This is a genomic window from Ruegeria sp. BK1, from assembly GCF_056535645.1.
This window is the reverse complement of the sequence record NZ_JBQFIS010000001.1, coordinates 2,535,630-2,553,072: the sequence shown is the minus strand read 5'-3', so window position 1 is coordinate 2,553,072 and position 17,443 is coordinate 2,535,630. Positions and strand designations below refer to the sequence as shown.

General features: G+C 59.9%; 18 protein-coding genes. 10 read left to right on the top strand and 8 right to left on the bottom strand.

Annotated features, from left to right (window positions below):
- The first annotated feature begins 1 nt into the window (after window position 1).
- The 8 genes from ACR3E7_RS12815 to ACR3E7_RS12780 all read left to right on the top strand — a co-directional run bounded on the left by ACR3E7_RS12815 (window position 2) and on the right by ACR3E7_RS12780 (window position 7,983).
- On the top strand, window positions 2-928 hold the full coding sequence (locus tag ACR3E7_RS12815) for a glycosyltransferase family 2 protein (protein ID WP_170789471.1): 927 nt from the start codon (window positions 2-4) through the stop codon (window positions 926-928).
- 31 nt (window positions 929-959) lie between these two features.
- Window positions 960-3,494, top strand: a complete 2,535-nt coding sequence (locus ACR3E7_RS12810; protein ID WP_480503507.1) for a glycoside hydrolase family 9 protein — start codon at window positions 960-962, stop codon at window positions 3,492-3,494.
- 148 nt (window positions 3,495-3,642) lie between these two features.
- Window positions 3,643-4,077 carry a hypothetical protein gene (locus ACR3E7_RS12805; RefSeq protein WP_480503506.1) on the top strand — a complete coding sequence of 145 codons (435 nt, stop codon included), beginning with the start codon at window positions 3,643-3,645 and terminating at the stop codon, window positions 4,075-4,077.
- Complete coding sequence (locus ACR3E7_RS12800; protein ID WP_480503504.1) at window positions 4,074-4,733, top strand: MotA/TolQ/ExbB proton channel family protein; 660 nt, start codon at window positions 4,074-4,076, stop codon at window positions 4,731-4,733. Before ACR3E7_RS12805 ends, ACR3E7_RS12800 begins: the two co-directional genes overlap by 4 nt.
- A 31-nt stretch (window positions 4,734-4,764) precedes the next feature.
- On the top strand, window positions 4,765-5,091 hold the full coding sequence (locus ACR3E7_RS12795) for an ExbD/TolR family protein (protein WP_170789475.1): 327 nt from the start codon (window positions 4,765-4,767) through the stop codon (window positions 5,089-5,091).
- A complete protein-coding gene (locus ACR3E7_RS12790; RefSeq protein WP_170773010.1) occupies window positions 5,088-5,465 on the top strand; it encodes an ExbD/TolR family protein in 378 nt (125 codons plus the stop codon). Before ACR3E7_RS12795 ends, ACR3E7_RS12790 begins: the two co-directional genes overlap by 4 nt.
- Window positions 5,462-6,628 (top strand): energy transducer TonB family protein, encoded by a 1,167-nt coding sequence (locus ACR3E7_RS12785; protein WP_480503503.1) that lies wholly within the window; start codon window positions 5,462-5,464, stop codon window positions 6,626-6,628. Before ACR3E7_RS12790 ends, ACR3E7_RS12785 begins: the two co-directional genes overlap by 4 nt.
- Window positions 6,629-6,969: 341 nt before the next feature.
- A complete protein-coding gene (locus tag ACR3E7_RS12780; protein WP_170773006.1) occupies window positions 6,970-7,983 on the top strand; it encodes a porin in 1,014 nt (337 codons plus the stop codon).
- Window positions 7,984-8,035: 52 nt separating this feature from the next.
- Here ACR3E7_RS12780 and ACR3E7_RS12775 read toward each other — a convergent pair whose 3' ends face one another.
- From ACR3E7_RS12775 to ACR3E7_RS12755, 5 genes are read right to left on the bottom strand one after another with little or no spacing between them, the layout of a single operon-like run.
- Window positions 8,036-8,578, bottom strand: a complete 543-nt coding sequence (locus ACR3E7_RS12775; RefSeq protein WP_480503502.1) for a DUF3833 domain-containing protein — start codon at window positions 8,576-8,578, stop codon at window positions 8,036-8,038.
- Entirely contained in the window at window positions 8,575-9,192 is a 618-nt protein-coding gene (locus ACR3E7_RS12770; protein WP_480503501.1) for a DUF3833 domain-containing protein, read from the bottom strand. The genes ACR3E7_RS12775 and ACR3E7_RS12770 overlap by 4 nt, the downstream gene beginning before the upstream one ends.
- Window positions 9,189-10,412: an MFS transporter gene (locus ACR3E7_RS12765; protein WP_480503500.1), complete on the bottom strand. Its 1,224-nt coding sequence runs from the start codon at window positions 10,410-10,412 to the stop codon at window positions 9,189-9,191. The genes ACR3E7_RS12770 and ACR3E7_RS12765 overlap by 4 nt, the downstream gene beginning before the upstream one ends.
- A complete protein-coding gene (locus ACR3E7_RS12760; RefSeq protein WP_480503499.1) occupies window positions 10,412-10,888 on the bottom strand; it encodes a hypothetical protein in 477 nt (158 codons plus the stop codon). The genes ACR3E7_RS12765 and ACR3E7_RS12760 overlap by 1 nt, the downstream gene beginning before the upstream one ends.
- A gap of 19 nt (window positions 10,889-10,907) precedes the next feature.
- Window positions 10,908-12,242, bottom strand: a complete 1,335-nt coding sequence (locus tag ACR3E7_RS12755; RefSeq protein WP_480503497.1) for an NAD(P)/FAD-dependent oxidoreductase — start codon at window positions 12,240-12,242, stop codon at window positions 10,908-10,910.
- 189 nt (window positions 12,243-12,431) lie between these two features.
- On the opposite strand from ACR3E7_RS12755, the gene ACR3E7_RS12750 reads away from it, so the two are divergent.
- Window positions 12,432-13,157, top strand: a complete 726-nt coding sequence (locus ACR3E7_RS12750; protein WP_170785299.1) for an SDR family NAD(P)-dependent oxidoreductase — start codon at window positions 12,432-12,434, stop codon at window positions 13,155-13,157.
- A gap of 15 nt (window positions 13,158-13,172) precedes the next feature.
- Here ACR3E7_RS12750 and ACR3E7_RS12745 read toward each other — a convergent pair whose 3' ends face one another.
- The gene (locus tag ACR3E7_RS12745; RefSeq protein ID WP_480503496.1) at window positions 13,173-14,825 is read right to left on the bottom strand and encodes a Y-family DNA polymerase; all 1,653 of its coding nucleotides are present in this window, start codon (window positions 14,823-14,825) and stop codon (window positions 13,173-13,175) included.
- A 61-nt stretch (window positions 14,826-14,886) separates the two neighbouring features.
- A complete protein-coding gene (locus tag ACR3E7_RS12740; protein WP_170785295.1) occupies window positions 14,887-15,174 on the bottom strand; it encodes an I78 family peptidase inhibitor in 288 nt (95 codons plus the stop codon).
- Window positions 15,175-15,304: 130 nt separating this feature from the next.
- On the opposite strand from ACR3E7_RS12740, the gene ACR3E7_RS12735 reads away from it, so the two are divergent.
- A complete protein-coding gene (locus ACR3E7_RS12735; protein ID WP_170789483.1) occupies window positions 15,305-16,417 on the top strand; it encodes an S-(hydroxymethyl)glutathione dehydrogenase/class III alcohol dehydrogenase in 1,113 nt (370 codons plus the stop codon).
- 52 nt (window positions 16,418-16,469) lie between these two features.
- Here the strand turns inward: ACR3E7_RS12735 and ACR3E7_RS12730 are convergent, their stop codons facing one another.
- Window positions 16,470-17,408, bottom strand: coding sequence for a DMT family transporter (locus ACR3E7_RS12730; RefSeq protein WP_170785291.1), 939 nt, complete (start codon window positions 17,406-17,408; stop codon window positions 16,470-16,472).
- Window positions 17,409-17,443 lie beyond the last annotated feature (35 nt).

Genomic DNA, 17,443 nt, shown 5'->3' with positions numbered 1-17,443 from the left:
AATGACCGACCCCGTGCCCGAGTTTTCAATCATCATCCCCGCCCGCAACATGGAACGGTTCGTGACGCCGACGCTCGACAGCGTCAGCAGCCAAACCCTAACCGCGTTCGAGGTGATCTGTATCGACGACGGCTCAACCGACGGCACACGACGCATCTTCGATGCTTACGCACAGAAGGATGCCCGGTTTCGGCCAGTGTCAGGCCCGGCAAAAGGCGTCAGCGCCGCCCGCAATCTAGGGCTCGAACAAGCCAGTGGCGCGTTTGTTCTGTTTCTGGATGCGGATGATCTGCTGCATTCTGAGGCGTTGCAGCGGTTCCACGCATCGCTATCGAACAGCGACGCCGTTGGTGCCGTTGCGGGCGTTCAGCGGATCAACGTCGACGGCGAAGATTTGCGCGGCGCCGATAATCGCGCGCTGATCCCCGAACAGGATCAATTGGCGGCACTGTTGCGCAAGAACTATGTGGTCAATGGTGGCGCGCTGGCTCTCAGAACGCAAGCAGCGCGACAGGCCGGGGGCTATGACACCAGCCTAAAAAACGGCGAGGATTGGGAGTTCTGGAGTCGCGTCGCGCTGGAAGGTCGGTTTGAGGTGGTGCCGGGCCCTGCGCTGTTGCTGTATCGGCAGGTGGCCACCGGGGCGAATTTTCAGACCCGCGACACGGGGTTTACCCAGATGGCGCCTTGCATCGAAAAGATCGCCAAGAATCCCGCAATGCAGCAGAAATTCGGCGCGCAGCTGCGGCGTCTGCTGCGCGCGCGTGAGATTGACCGCTATTGGTCCAATGTCCGCAATCAGTTCCAATATGGCCGCAAACCTGTGGCCTTGTTGGAAGGGCTGCGCGGAGTGATTATGTATCCTGACAGCCTGTTTCGCCCAAAATTGATCTGGCGCTTTGTTCGCAGTCTTGATCGTAGGGTGTAAAACAGTCGCATCGAAGCAAGGAATACAGCCAATGGGACTCACACGGCGCGCAGTATTGCTGCAAGGAACGGCTCTGGCCTTGTCTGCGCCCTTTGCCCACACGCTGGTTTCCAGTGTCGCAGCAGGCGAGCTACCAGACCCTGTTATGGGTTTTTTGGGCGATAGCGTGGTCCAACTGACGGTGATGGATACGATGTTCGACCTGCCGCAACCCATTGTCGTGACGGCACAGGACCGGGCCAATTGGACCCTAGATACGGGCAATGCCTTTGGCGCGCGTGGTAAGCTGAACGGGGAAAAGGGCAATTTCTCGGGTCGTCAAAGCGAAACACAGCCGCAGTTTTTTACTCCATGGCCACAGATAACCAAGGGCAGCCGCAAAGGCGGTTTTCGCCAAGGCCCTCAAGAGGCGCCGACCGCCGCCTTGGCCGACCAGCCCGCGCAATGGCAGGTTCAGGTCGACGGCCAGCCCGCGACGATCCGGTCGCTTTATCGAAAAACCACCCCTGTTGCGACGCGCGCCATTGGTGTCAGGCGATGGGAAAGCACCAAGCGGCACCAACTGACCTTTGTGCTGGACCGCGTTATTCCCGACGGTGCGACTGTCTCGTTGAACGGGCCGTCTGTGACCAAAACCGCGGCGCGGAAACAGGCCGAGACTTTCAGCGAATCCATCCATCTCTGCCAGCAAGGCTATCCAATACTAGGCCCTAAAAAGGCCTATGTCGGAAGCTGGTGGGGTCATGACATGAACAATCAGGGCGGCAATACCGATGCGCTGTTGTCCGAACAGACGGTTTGGCGCCTGATCTCGACTGAGGACGAGGCCGAACTGCGATCGGGGCGATTGCGACTGGCCAAACCGGGGTCCGAGCCGCATGGGCCGGACCTTAACTATAATGGCTGCGATGTATATGAGGCCGATTTCTCGGACCTTGATCACATCGGATCGTACTACATTCAGGTCGACGGGGTCGGGCAGTCGTTTCCGTTCAATGTGACGCAAAGGGTTTATGACGGGGCGTTGCGGCTGGCGGCGCGGTGGTATTTCCACCAAAGATCAGGCTGCGCGATCACAGATCCATATGGCGAGGGCCGCACCCGCCCGCGCAACGGTCATCCCGAAGATGGGCTGACCGTCTGGCAGACCGGCGTCAAACTGGGTGACACGCGCGAAGGGTATGGCAAGGCCTCAGCCGCGAAATCCCTGGCGCAACAGGCCGAGGCCTTGGGGGTCGAAGACTACCCCGACGCGTCCCAGATGACTGCGAACCCGGAGGCGTGGGGCGGTTGGCACGATGCGGGTGACTGGGATCGCCGTATCCAGCATATGAACGTGGTCTATCACATGGCCGATCTGGTCGAGACCTACCCCCATATCCGCGCTTTGGCACTGAACCTGCCAGAAAGCGGAAAACCTTTCGCGCATGTTGATGTTGCAGCTCGAAAGAATGACCTGGACCGGGGGGATGGCGAAACCGTACTGCCAGATCTGATCCACGAGGCGCTGTGGGGGGCCTCGATCTGGCGGCGCACGCAGTTGTCGGATGGCGGGATCATCGGTGGCGTTGAATATTCCAGCAGCGGGATTTTGGGCTCGGTCTCGTGGAACCCGGTTCAGGTGACGTATGCCTATGCGCCGGAGGACTGGGCTGCGTATCGGTTTGCCCATGGGGCCGCCAAGCTGGGCCATGTGATCAAGACGGTTTGCGGGGACGCGGCCCTTGGAGATGCGCTGATCGACGAAGCACTTCGCGCCTGGCTATGGGCAGAACAACAGCCGGCGCCTGAAAATGAGGACGGGCAGGGCGATCCGCGCGCCGATGTCTCGCGGGCGCGCATCGCCTCGGCCTCGGTCTTATACCGTGCAACAGGCCATGCCGCCACGCGGCAGGTGTTCGAGGATTTCAACCCGTTCGAACCCCGTGCCGAGACCCCGCTGGAGGGCGTGCGACCAGAGTTTTTTGCCAATTCATTTCTGGACTACGTCAAGGCGGGGCGCGAAGGGCGGGCCACGGATGCCAAGCTGGTTGCCGCGATCGAAAACTGGATCAAATACCGCGCCCTGAACGGCAAGCGGATGGGTCAGGATTTCGGGCTTCACAACACGGATTCTTATGTTTGGGGGCGGGGATGGCTGCGGTTTGGCCCCGGCTCGAACTGGCGGGCGGGGCAGATTGCGCTGCAATACGCGGCAACGGGCAAAATCCCTGCGGAATTATACGAAGCGGCGGTCGAGGGTATGTGGTTCGGGATGGGCTGCAACCCGGCCAATGTCAGTTTCGTGCAGGGGCTGGGTCAGCGCAGCTTTGCCGACCCTTTGCTGACCGACCACTATGGTGATGAAACCATTCCCGGTCAGATCAGCTTTGGCGTGGCGGGTGGCAAGCTTAACGAATGGGAACTTAAAAAGGTCGAGGGTGCAATTTATCCATTCAATCAGGACGAATGGCCAATATATGGGCAGATATTCGAAAGCCGCAGCATCGCCATAACGGCTGAACACGGGATGAAATCCAACGCGCTGGAATGGCTGCTGGCTTGCGCCCTGGTCACATCGCAGTAACTCGAGCGGCGCGGTGGCGGAACTTTGCGTCAAATCACAAAGCTGTCGGGATGGCTTTCACCTACGGACTGTGTTGGATATGTGTAACTGAATGTCGGCGGAACGTCGCAGGCCTTCGGACCGCAAGAAACAAATCAGGAGCACGCGCATGTTGTTTCTCCGCCGGACAGTTGCCGCTGTTCTTATCGGCACTTTGCCTTTTGCAGCGTTGGCGCAATCTGATCAGTCCCAAACGGGCGGATTGCAGATCGAACTCAACACTATGCAGGATACTGGTGAGGCCTGTCGGCTGACCTTTGTGGTGCAAAACGACACCGGCACCGCGATTGAGACGGCCAGCTTTCAGACCGTGATCTTCGATGCGGAAGGTACGGTCGAGCGTCTGACGCTGTTTTCATTCCGCGATATGCCAAAGGATCGCGTGCGGGTGCGTCAGTTCGATCTGACCGGTATCACTTGCGCCGGGGTGGGGCAGGTGCTGTTCAATGGCACAAGCTCTTGTCTTGTAGACGGTGCCGACAGCCCGATCTGTGACGCGGCCCTGACGCTGAGCAGCCGGACGGATGCAGAGGTGTTGGGATGATACAGGCAATAGAACAGATCCTCGAACTCGGCGGGCCGGTTGTTGCGATCCTGATTGCGATGTCCGTGGTGACGCTGGCGGTGACCCTTTACAAACTCTGGCAATTTGCAGCCTCGGGCGTGGGGCGGCACCGGGTGTTGTCGCAGGCGCTGGCGGCATGGGATGATGGCGACGTACAAACCGCCCGCGCGCGTCTGGCCAAAAGCCGCAGCTATCTGGCCCCGCTGGTCGAGGTGGCCATGGACGCGCCCGAAACCCCCGGCCTGGATCAGCGTCTGGATGCCGAGGCCGGTCTGGCACTGGCCGGATTGGAACGCGGGTTTCGCTTGCTGGACACGGTGGCGCAGTTGGCCCCGCTTTTGGGTCTGTTTGGTACGGTTCTGGGCATGATCGAAGCGTTTCAGAGCCTGCAAGCCGCAGGCTCATCCGTTGATCCATCGTTACTTGCAGGCGGGATCTGGGTGGCGCTGATTACCACTGCTGTCGGCCTGGCGGTGGCGATGCCCACCTCGATGGTGCTGTCCTGGTTCGAAAGCCGCACCGCGCGGGAACGGGTGTTTGCCGACAAGGCGCTGCGGACCATTCTTGTGCCTGGTCAAGCAATTCCACTGCCTGACGCACCTCAGACCATGGCTGCCGCGCCCGGACATGCGTAACCGCGCGCCCTTTGTCCGGCGGCCCTTGTCGATGACCCCCCTCATCGACGTGATCTTTCTGTTGCTGCTTTTCTTCATGCTGACCTCGACCTTTTCGAAATTTGCCGAAGTCGAACTGAGCAATGCGACCGGCGGCAGCCAGCCCTCGGACACACAGACCGAGCGGTTGTTCGTTCAGCTTGGCCCCGACCGTCTGACGCTGAACGGGGCCGAGGTCACGTTGGACCAACTGACCGAACAGATTGAGACCGGGCAGGTGCTGGTCAGCCTTGACCCCGACACCACCTCGCAACGTTTGGTCGATTTGCTGGTGCGTCTGCGCGGGCGCGAAGACCTCAGCGTGTTGGTGCTGGAATGATCCGCTCAGGTACTCCGCGTCGCAAGCGCGACTCCACGATTCCTTTGATCAATGTCGTGTTCCTGATGTTGATCTTCTTTCTGATCACGGGAACGATCGCTACGCCTCTGGACCCCGACCTAGAACTTGTGAACACCTCGGAACTGGAAGGGCGAGAGCCGCCGGATGCACTGGTGCTGCATAAGGACGGAACGCTCAGCTTTCGCGGCAACGCCATTCTGCCCGAGCTTTATATGGAAGGGCGCGAACCCGGTGCCGTCCGCATCGTACCGGACCGCGAGGCCCCCGGCGCGCGGCTTATTGAAATCACCGGCCAGCTTCGCCGCCTTGGGGCAAGTTCTGTCTTTGTCGTGACGGAAAAGGCGCTGCAATGATCCGGGGTTCGGTGGTCATCGCCGTCGTAGCCATTCTGGTGTCGTTGATCCTGCACCTGATGGGGTTGCTCTATACTGCGCCGCGACTGGCCGAAGACGGCAGCGAGGCGGCTGCGCAGAACTCAGTTGAGCTGGGCAGTAGTTTCGAAGACCTCGCCGAGGAGGCTGAAGAAGCCGTTGAGCCGGAACAGGCCGAAGCGCCCGAGCCCCCCGCCGAGGAAGAGACGGTCGAAGAAGAGATTCCCGAAACCCCCGAGGTTCCCATCAGCGAGGCGCTGGTCGCGTCGGACAACCCCGAAGAAAGTTTTGCCCCGGATCTGGGAGAGGCCGAAGTCGTGCAGCCCGAGGCCACTGAACCAGTCGAGCCAAACGTGGCTGAAAGTGTAGACGGGACCGATGGCGATCAGTCCGCCAGCGAAGAGGCCGACGAAACTCCGCCTGTTGAGGTGGCCGAACGTGCCGAAACGCCCGAGGGCGATCCGGATGCTGCGGCAGAATCGACTGAACCTCTGGAAGAGGCGCAGCCTGTCGAGCCGGCGCATGAACAACTGGCTGCTTTGCCCCCGACTGAAGCTGCGCCAGTTCCCGAGGCGACGGCGATTCCGGTTGTTCCGTTGGAAAGTGAGGCGATTGAACCGGACTTGCCCGAAACGGCGCTGGAGCCGGTTGAAAACGACGCGCCGACCGAATTGGCTGTCAAAACCTCGATCCGCCCGCAGCGCCCGGAACGGCAGCCTGTTCCTCAACGACGGGGTATCGCCAACGGCGCACGTGATTTCAGCAACCTGCGCTTCCCTGCACAAGAGATCGAGTCGCCTTTGACGGCCTATCGTCGCCGGGGCGTCGACGCGTTCACATCCGGCAATAGCGGTACGCGATCAGGCGGTCGCGGGCCGGGCAATGCGAATGAAACCAATTACGAAGGGCAGGTACTGGTGCATCTGAACCGAGCACCGCTTGTCTTTGTGTCGGCCCGAGGGTTCGCGCAGGTGTTTTTCCAGATCAACCCCGACGGCACGCTGGAATTTGTCGAAGTGGTTGACAGCTCGGGCTCACGCGAAGTGGACCGCGCTGCCCGCGAACAGGTACGCGCCGCTGAACCTTTCCCCCGACCGCCGGGAGGCGTAAGCCGCAAGCTGTCTTTCTTCTACACCAGCAATTGACGCCTTGCCCAATCGTCGAATCGGATTTCCGTCGCAAGGCAGGTCAAACATCCAAGGTGCCAGGTTGATTTTTCCAACATGAGTGACGCGATTGATTTGCAAGAAGTCAGGATGATTTTTGTGGATCACAGCTGCGTTATCAGTCTGGAGAATGCGCAAAACCCTCATAAGTAGGGGACACACGCTGCATCGCCAGAAGCAGATGGATGCATAGATGCAACAGAGCACGATATGCTGGTATTTGGACAAAAATTACATATTGCGTATTTTTTGTAAATCCACGAAAGGAGCGTCGGGCGCAGCTTTGAGGCCATCCTCCTCTCGAAATTTATGGATTTACCATGAAAAAACTCCTCATCGCATCAACTGCACTGATTGCGGCCACAGGTGCCGCCTCGGCGGAAATAAAGTTCAGCGGCTTCGCCCGCTTTGGTATCGGCTACGAAGAAGATCGCTCTGGCGACGTTACCAATTTCAACACCGCTGGTGGCGTCGTTACCTCGACGGACACTGCAAATGTTGACACTGACGACACGATCCTGATCTCGCGGTTCCGTCTGAACATCGACGGGATTGTCGAAACGGACAGCGGCGTTGAATTTCAGGCACGCGTCCGGTTGCAAGCCGACGAAGACAACGGCAATGGCGAAGCCACTGAGGCGGGCCTGAACGGCGCGCGTTTCTCAGTTCTCTACGGTGGGCTGCGTGTCGATGCCGGAAACGTGGCAGGTTCGTTTGACAACCTGGATGACTACTTCGGCAATGAACCGGGCCTGGAAGAATTTCTGGGTCAGTATGTTGGCGTCAACTACGAGTTCCTCGAATACAGTTCGACGGGTTCGGGCGCGAACGCGGTGTTCGCTCAGTACCAGCTTGGCGACCTGAGCTTTGGCGGTTCATATGATCAGGAAACTGTTGCTCTGAACGGGTCTGATGAAAGCACCGACCGCTGGGATATTTTTGCGTCATACTCGTTTGACGCCTTTACCGCTTCGGTCGCCTATGGTGAAAAAGATCTGGCGAATGGCGACGACGAAAGCCTTACTGTTCTGACACTTGGTGCAGAATTGGGTGATTTCTACGGTACTTTGTTCCTGGCTGACGATGACGTCGCGGACGATGCCGAGAATGGCACCGCCTATGGTTTCTCGGCCTCGTATAACGTTGGAGCCGCGACAACGCTGTTGGTCGCTTATGGTGACGGCAACGCGGATGATGACGAGCGCAACATCGGTGTTGGCGCAATCTACGATCTGGGCAACGGCGCATCGCTGCGCGGCGGTATCGGCGAGATCAAAGAAGGCGACGAAGATGGCTTTATCCGTGCCGATTTTGGTGCGCGCTTCAACTTCTAAGTCGACCTAGGCAATTCTGATTTTGGGGCGGGCCCTTGCGCCTGCCCTTTTTCTATTTCTTTTCGAAGAACAGTACGACTTCGCCCAGGCGCACACCATAGCGCGAGACATAGGCGCGGTTCAGCAACCGGTCATCGGTCAGCAACCACATCCAGTCATCGAAATTCACCCGCATGGTGCCGTCCTTGATCGGCAGATCGATCTTGTATTTCCAATTGAACGTATCGCCGCGTTCAATCCCGCTAGCCGTACCCAGCACACCCGGAGCCGTGCCCGTCCAAGTATCCTCGCCGGTTTTGGTCAGGGTCCAGATGCGCTGCTCGGTCGCGCCGTCATCATAGACGAAATCTTCGACCAGAGTCAGGTTTGTGCCGTCCCATGTTCCGTCGATATCCACCGTGAACCGGCGTGGGACATTGCCCAGAACATCCTGAAATTGGCCATAGGCGACGGTTTTACCCTCAAAGAACTCTTCCAGATTCAACTGCCGGTCTGACAGGAACGATTTGGGCACCCGCGGTTTGGCCGAGCATGACGCCAGCGCAGCGACGCCAGCGATGGCAAGTAAGGTGATCAGAAACCTGCGCAGGGTCATTGCAGGGGCCTTGCTTCGCTGTCTGAGTCATACCCGTTGGCCCCGTTCAGATGCGCGGCTTTGACCTCAGGCGCGGGGCGCATTGTGGCGACGAGTTCGGCGACTTTGATGCCAAATTTGCGCATTTCCGAGCGATTCATTATCACGCCGCTTTCGGTCAGATACATCCAATCTGTAACATCCAGTGTATGCCCGCCCGAGTCCTCGGGCAGGATAATCCGATAGGTCAGTTTGACGGTCGAACCCGAAATCGTGCCTTGCCCTTCGCCTACGATATCGTCGGCTGTGGCCGTGAATGTGTTGCCGGCACCCAGTGTTAGATACCATTTACGTGTCATCTGTTTGCCGTTGGAATAGGTAAAGTACTCGGCCAGCGTCCCGGTGTTGCCGTCCCATTCCCCAATCATGCGGGCGACGAAGCTGTTGGTCATCTTGCCGTTGGGGCCATAGATCAGACCTTCGGAAAGGATCTCTCCGTTCAGGTTCTCTTTCATTTTGAAGGCAGGGCCGGTTCCAGTGTAATCGGCGGGGGATTGCGATCGGAAGCTCAGAAATCGACCCTTTGCGACGAACAGAGCCAAGACGGCTAAAAGCAGAACAACAAGCAGTTTCATTTGGCAGAGACCTCAGTAGGCAGCGTCAGAACCAGTCCGAACGCGCCGAGTTTCAGGATGCAGGGAAGAACGGCATAGGCGAGGGTGAGCGTTTTCAGCGCCTCGGTCGTGTTCTCCTGACCAGGAGTGAACCCGCTGCGTTCCAGCAGCGGCAGGGTGAAAAAAGCAGCCAGCGCAAGGCCCAGCTTGCCCGCAAAGGACCAGATGCCAAAGGCGGTTGAGGCATTCAGCCCTGCACGCGTCAGCACAACCGAGAACATGGCAGGCAGCACCACCATATCGGCACCCAACGCCGCGCCCGAAGCGATGCAGATCGCGGCGAAGCCAGCTAGGTTTCCAGCCGACAGCATGGCCGCTCCAATAAAGCCCGCGATAGACAGGGGCATGGCTATAATCAGAGTCTGTTTTGGGCCAATTCGCTTGCTCAGCCGTGCCCAAAGCGGAACGCTGACGCCTGCGCTGAGGAAAAACAGGATCAGCAGTGGGCCCGCTTTGCCCGGCAGTTGCAGCTTGTCTTCAACAAAGAACAGAAACAGGGTTGAGGTGATGGCCACAGGAAGGCTGTTCACCAGCGCCAGAACCAAAAGACGCAACGCACCAGCTTGTCCAAGCCCCGCCAGAGATATCCCTTGTCCGGTGATCGGCGCGCGCCGCCAGATTGGAATGGTCATCGCAAGGGCGAGAAGGGCCAGCACCCCCAGAAACAGCCCAAAAGCGGGATAGCCTTGCGCCCCGGCGCCAAGCGCTACGAACACAGCCGGGGCGATGGCTGCCAGAATGACGCCCGTCAGTTGCCCGCCCTCGCGCCACGCAGCCAGGGTCATCAATTCCTGGGCGTCGGCTCGCTTGGCAAGCGTAGCGCTGCGCCCATAGAGGAGAATCGTGCCTAGGCTGTAGGCAGAGAATAGAAGGATTAACACAGACACTAATGCAGGGATACTTGCCCCTTCGGGTAGACCGAACAGCAAGGGAAACCCGATGGCCAACCCAAGCGCGGCGGCAGCGGCGAATGCAAGCTGCGCCCCCGGCCAGCGGTCGATGGCCCATCCGATCAGCGGATCCTGCACCAGATCAATCAGGCGGATCAGCAATAGAACCGTCCCGATCACCCCCAACCCTATACCCAGATTGACGGCAGCAAAGCGCGGCAGGTGGATGTAAAGCGGGATGCCCGCCGCCGCGAGCATCAGCGCATAGAGGCTGACCCTCGGATACAGCATTACTGACCTTTGAGCTTCTGCGTGAACGCGGCCGAGCGGCTTTTCTCGCCCAGAAACACCGACATGAAACTGCGCTTGATGCCCGGATGGCGCATGGTGCAGGTTTTTGCACCGTTCAGCCAGAAGGACACCTCATTTGGCCCATCCGAAACTGCCAGATACCGATCGCCCTTTTTTACGGCCTTGAAGCAGACCTCAAGCTGATCACGCACAGGGGCGGGACGCCCGATGCGGTCCATCTCGTCCAGGGTCGAGTTGATCAGCACCTTTTTCGACACGTTACGACGGTATTGCAGTTCCAGCGCGAAGTCCTTGTTCCAGTCGAACGCCCCGCCGCCCGGCGTGAAAAGCCGCCCGTTGTAAAGCGGCAGCCCAAGATAGCGATAGGTAGCCGTGCCGCGCAGTTGCGGATCGTCAAGCTCATTCAGTCCGGTAGCGGCCAGCAGGCCGCCCGGCACCAGCAGGGCCAAGGACAAGAGCGTCGCCCGACAGAAGTCAGACGCTTGCCGAGGCCACGATGGCTGCGTTTTCTGCATCAGTCTCATTGTCAGCTCCGAAAGTGTGTTGGGTGCCATTCAAGCGCTCGACCACATGCATCGCGCTGGCAATCCCATCTTCGTGAAAGCCGTGCCTGTTATAGGCGCCGGCAAACCAAGTTCGGTTCTGTCCCTGCATCGCGCGGATTTGCCCTTGTGCCTTCAGGGCCGCTTTGTCGAAGACCGGGTGCGCAAATTCCACCTGATCATAGATTTTATCCGCGGGAATTTCTGATGAAGCGTTCAGCGACACGAACAGCGGATCGCTGTCGGGAATGTTCTGCAGACGGTTCATCCAATAGGTTACGCCAACATTTCCGGCTTGCGACCGATAGGTCCAACTGGACCAGCAGGCGCGCCGGCGGGGCATCTGGCGCTCGTCGCAATGCAGGATCGCTGTGTTCGGCTGATACCGGATTGCACCAAGTGCGGCGCGTTCGCCCTGGGTCGCGCTGTCACCCAGAATAGCCAGCGATTGATCGGAGTGTGTGGCCAGGATGATCTCGTCAAACTGGTCCGCATGCCCTTGGCTGTGTACCGTGACGCCAACATCATCGCGCTTCACGTGATCCACTGGCGCGTCAAGACGGATGTCGCACCCACGTGCGCGTAGCGCGGCGTCGATGCGACGCACATATTCGATACTACCGCCTTTGACTGTATACCACTGATGTTGCTTGGCGCGTCCGCTGGCCAGCAGTGCATGGTTTCGGAAGAACTGCACCAATGAGCGGGCGGGGAACTGGTCCACGAGCTCAACCGGAGTCGACCAGATCGCGCCGCACATGGGCATCAGGTAATTGTGGCGGAACCAATGGCCAAGGCGCAGCTGATCCACCAGTTCTCCGATCGTGGTGTCGTCGTCTTGTGCGGCCTCGGGGGCCTCTTTGCCGAACCGCAGAATGTCGGCGATCATCTTGTAATATGCGGGGCGCGCAAGATTGCGTTTCTGCGCGGTCAGGGTGCGCAGATTGTTCAGCCCGTATTCGATGCGGCCATTGTCGATGGTGGCACCAAAGCTCATTTCCGACTTGATAACCGGCACGTTCAGTTCATCAAACAAGGCGGTCAGATAAGGATAGGTCACGTAGTTGAATACGATGAAACCCGTATCGACCGGCTGATCGCCGTTCTTTCCCGCCATAACCGTGCGCGCGTGACCGCCCAGCCGGGGTTCGGCCTCGAAGACGGTTACGTCATTGTTTTCTGACAGGTAGTAAGCTGCGGAGAGACCCGAGATGCCTGCGCCTATTACTGCGATTTTTTTCCGACCGCTCCGGGTTTCGTCGAACATTCAAGCCTCGTTCTGTAACGTATTACAATAAGATACGCAGAATAGGCTTGGGTGGATCAATCGGGTTAGAAGAATTTCGAAAATGCACTAGGTTGTGACATCGGGTTACAAGATGCGTTATCTGTCCCGCCTGTGATCCGGCACCCCTCGGCGGTCGTAAAACAGAAAAGCATATGAAACGGTCCCGGAATGAGCAGCTTTGACGGAAAGACATATTGGATCATCGGCGCCAGTGAAGGGCTGGGGCGGGCTCTGGCCGAGACCCTCAGCCGCCAGGGCGCGCATCTGATCCTGTCCGCTCGCAACGCAGAGCGTCTGGCCGAGATTTGCGATACCCTGCCCAACGCCCGTGCGATTGCGATGGATGTGACTGATTTAGAGTCTGTTTGTGCGGCAGCGGCCGAGGCCGGCTCAGTCGATGGGCTGGTCTATAACGCTGGTGCCTATGATCCCATGCGGAGTGGTGACTGGAATACGGAACGCGCGCTGAGGATGGTCGATGTGAACTATCTTGGGGCCATGCGGGTGCTGGGGGAAACCGTGCCGGGGTTCGTCCAGACAGGGCGCGGGGATATCACCCTGATCGGGTCTTTGGCTGGTTATCACGGTCTGCCAGCGGCGATTGGGTATGCGTCCAGCAAGGCGGCGCTGGTGTCGCTGGCCGAGACGATGCGACATGATTTGGCCGGATCGGGTGTAACCGTACGGATCGTCAATCCGGGGTTCATCAAGACCCGGCTGACCGAGAAGAACAGTTTCAAAATGCCCATGCTGATGACGCCCGAGGACGCGGCGGATCGCGTGGCCAAAGCCATGGCGCGTCGCCGGTTCCGCACCGATTTCCCTGCGCCGTTTTCCTGGGTGATCCGGCTGATTGATTACCTGCCGGATTGGCTGGTGTATCGCGGTAAGTAGACTCTAATCAGGGGTTTATCCAAACTGACCATGGCAAAACCAGCCCGCCGACATGGTGCCGCCGTGGCCGTAAAACAGCCACAGCCGCTCGCCCTGTTCGGTCACAACCACCCAGTAATCGCGCACGCCGCTGCGCCAGTTAGGGTCATCCAGCCACCATTCCGGTGCGATCCGTTCCGGCCCGGTGGCTTGTGTCAGTTGCCAGTTTCGCCCGCGCCAGCGAAATGTGTCTGGCACGTCTGGGGTATCTGGAGCGGCTACTGGCTCGGGTTGCCACATCTGCAAGGGACGCGGACGCGGTGGTGCAGGCCAGTCTTGCGCGGGTTCGGACCACGCAGCAGCCAGCACCTGTGCGGTTTTCTCGGGGATATGCGAGGCCGCCGGGTGCCGCCTTGTGATCGCCTCCAGCCCGACCCGCGCACCTAGTTTTCCGATCAGGTCTTCGACAGCGGTGTTACCGTCCAATCGGTTGCGGGCGACGCGGCGCGCCTCGGCATGACCGGCCATGGTGCGGGCGTGGATGGGTTCCGTCTGCACCGCCTCAAGTCGTAGCATGTCGATGCCATAGCCCGCATCGATTTGGTCGATTTTCATCTCTAACAAAGGGCGAATGCGGTGTTTATCATAGGTTGGACGGGCCAGCCCGACCTCGATGATCTCAGCCGCCTGATCGGCGCGATGGGCTTCCAGCCGCAGAGTCCGCACCCCGCGCGCTTTCTCCTCTAGCTTGGTGCAGAGCGTCGGTAGAACGCGGTCGATGGCGGCCATGACGTCTTCGGTCAGACCGATCGGGTTGGGCAGGGTCATCCGCACCGCAAAGTGATGCGGCGGTCGGGCGGGCGAGACCGGCTCGGGCGCGCTGCCCATCGCCTGATCCAGCCGTAGCACCAGTCCCCGCCCAAATCGCCGCGCCAGCGACGCGCGCGGCTGCCCCAGTAGGTCGCCGATCCTGCGCAGGCCCAGACGGTTCAGCTGTGCGACCACCTGATCCTCAAGCCGCAGCGCTGCAATGGGAAGCGGGCTGAGCGCGCCATAGGATTGCCCCGGCGCTGTGATCCGCGCGCCACTGCCCACAGCCACCATTTGCGGTGCGGCCCCGCCCTTGGTCCAGTGCCGCCGCTTGGTGGCGCGGGCGCGGGTGGCGCGGGCCTCTTGGCTGATGGCGTCGCCATTGCGGTCGGAGGTGGCCTCTTGTCCCGCGTAGCGTGCCAGCGCCCAGGCCGCACCCAGCGTGTCGGCGATGCCCATCTGCACGCTGAGCCCCATATCGGCGCAGTCGGTTTCGATCACGTTCAACAACGCTTCTTCCCCGCCGAACAGATGCGCGCAGCCTGACAGGTCCACGATCAATCCGTCTGGCGCTTCTTCAGCCACCCATGGGCTGAATTTGCCCACCCACCGGCGCAGGGCGGTCAGAAACGCAGCCTCGGCCGGGGCGTTGCGGGGGCGTGTCACCAGATTGGCGCACATGGCATGAGCGTCGCGCACTGGTTGGCCCACGCGCAGACCAGCGGTCTGCGCATCCGCGTTCAGGGATGTGATCACCTGCATGTTCGACTGCTCAGTCACCACAGCCAAAGGCCCATCTTGCAGCCCCCGCGCAGCGCGGATCAGCCGTTCAGCCCCCAGACGGGGAAACCAGAGCGAGAGTATTCGGCGTTTTGGCATTGGCAGACATCAAAATGTTCCCATTTTGTTCTTATCGTAGAATCGCCCGCCGAGTCCACGCTTACCCGCAGGTCAGGCGTTGGATGATCCCGGTCTCATCTACAAAAACATTCAGCCGGTCGATGCGGTAATCCTGCGTGGCCAGATCACCCGGCCCCAGAACGCGGGACCGTTCGGGCAACTGGGCCTGAATGGTCGAAACCGGTTGACCGACAGAGCCTGCAACAGCTTCGCCCTGACAAAAGGCCAGATCGACCGGGGCGGGTTCGGGCGACAGGGGCGCATCCTCGGGCGCGGGGGGCTGGGCACAGGCGGTCAGCAGGGCCAGCGTGGGAATAAAACGGTGCATTGGCGTTCCTCTTTCCGGCAATGTCGTTTCTGCAATATCAGATGTTTAGCAAAGCTGGCATCAAAGCGCAGTTGAAAACGCCCGGCAATTGACGCAGGGTCGAGGCAAAAGTGACAGGGAGACACCGAATATGCGCACCCGTGCCGCCGTCGCCGTTCAGGCAGGCAAACCTTTGGAAGTGATGGATGTGAACCTCGAAGGCCCCAAGGCGGGTGAGGTTCTGGTGGAAATCAAGGCCACCGGCATCTGCCACACCGATGAATTCACCCTGTCGGGCGCGGATCCCGAGGGGCTGTTCCCCGCGATTCTGGGCCATGAAGGCGCAGGCATCGTGGTCGAGGTCGGCCCCGGTGTGACCAGCCTGAAACCGGGCGACCACGTGATCCCGCTCTACACCCCGGAATGCCGGGAGTGCGAATACTGTCTGCACCCCAAGACCAATCTGTGCCAGGCGATCCGTGAAACGCAGGGGCAGGGCCTGATGCCGGATGGGACCTCGCGCTTTTCGACTTTGGATGGTGATCCAATCCTGCACTACATGGGCTGCTCGACTTTCTCGAACCACACGGTTCTGCCGGAAATTGCGCTGGCCAAGGTGCGTGAGGATGCGCCCTTCGACAAGATCTGTTATATCGGATGCGGTGTGACCACAGGGATCGGCGCTGTGATCAACACTGCCAAGGTGGAAATCGGCAGCCGCGCCATCGTGTTCGGTCTGGGCGGTATCGGGTTAAACGTCATTCAGGGCCTGCGTCTGGCCGGGGCCGATCAAATCGTTGGCGTTGACCTGAACCCCGCCAAGGTCGAGATGGCGACCAAGTTTGGCATGACCGATTTCGTGAACCCGACCGAAGTTGAAGGCGACCTGGTGCCCTATCTGGTCAACCTGACCAAAGGTGGCGCGGATTACACCTTTGACGCCACTGGCAATGTGGGCGTGATGCGTGCCGCATTGGAATCGGCGCATAAGGGCTGGGGTGAATCGATCATCATCGGCGTGGCGCCTGCGGGAGCCGAAATCTCGACCCGTCCGTTCCAGCTGGTCACGGGCCGCTCGTGGCGCGGTACGGCCTTTGGCGGTGCGCGGGGGCGGACCGATGTGCCGAAAATTGTCGACTGGTACATGGAAGGCAAGATCGAGATCGACCCGATGATCACCCACACCATGGGTCTGGACGACATTAACCACGGTTTCGACCTGATGCATAAGGGCGAAAGCATCCGCTCGGTCGTGGTTTACTAGGGCCCTCAATCTGCGATTTTGAGGACGGCGCGCTGTGAATGGCGCGCCGTTTTTATTTGCCGGGACGGCTTGCGCCGGTGTCAGAGCGTGGCGAGCGGACCCGCAGAACCGGGGTATTGACCGACGAGGTGTTCGCCCGGCTTTCGCGCCAGACCACATAGACGCCTGAGGCGATGATGATGCTGGCCCCAACGGCGACCCAGCCATCGGGCCGCTCGTTGAAAAAGACCATGCCGAACAATGTGGCCCAGATGATCTGACTGTATTGGCTGGGGGCGACGACCCCAGCGGGCGCGGCTCGATAGGCAAGGATGATCAAGTGTTGTGCGACGACCGAGAACACGCCCACCAGCGCCATCATCGCCAGATGCAGCAGCGAGGGAGGTTGGTAAACGGCGGGTTGCATCAAGCTCATGACCACAATGGCCAGCAGCATCGGATATAGGATCAGCACGGCCGAGCGTTCCTCATTCCCGATCTTGCGCACCAAAACAGACCCTAACGCGCTGGAAAACGCTGCAGTCAGGGCCGCGAGGTGGCCCAGAGTGATGTCCGTTGCACCGGGGCGCAGGACGATCAGAACTCCGATCAGGCCACAGCCGACGGCGGCCCAACGCTGTGCGCGCACGACTTCCCCCAGGATTGGGATCGACAGGACAGTGACGAACAGAGGGAAGGCGAATAGCAGCGAATAGACCTCGGCCAGCGGCAGCGCCGAGAAAGCGTAGAAGGCGCAGACCATGGACGTCACCATCAGGGCCGAGCGCAGCAGGACCAGCCACGGATGATGTGGTCGGAAATTGCCCGTGGTCCGGTCGGTCAGGATCGTCACCGCCATCGGCACAAAGGAAAACAGCGTTGCGAAAAAGATGATCTGCATCACCGAATAGGTGCTACCCAGCACTTTGATCAGCACATCATGGCTGGCAAAAACCGCAAAGCCCGCAAACGCATAGCCAAGCCCCCGAAGGGTGGTGTTCTGAGTGCTCATGAGGCGGCCTCGGGTGATGTGTCGGTGTAGGGGCG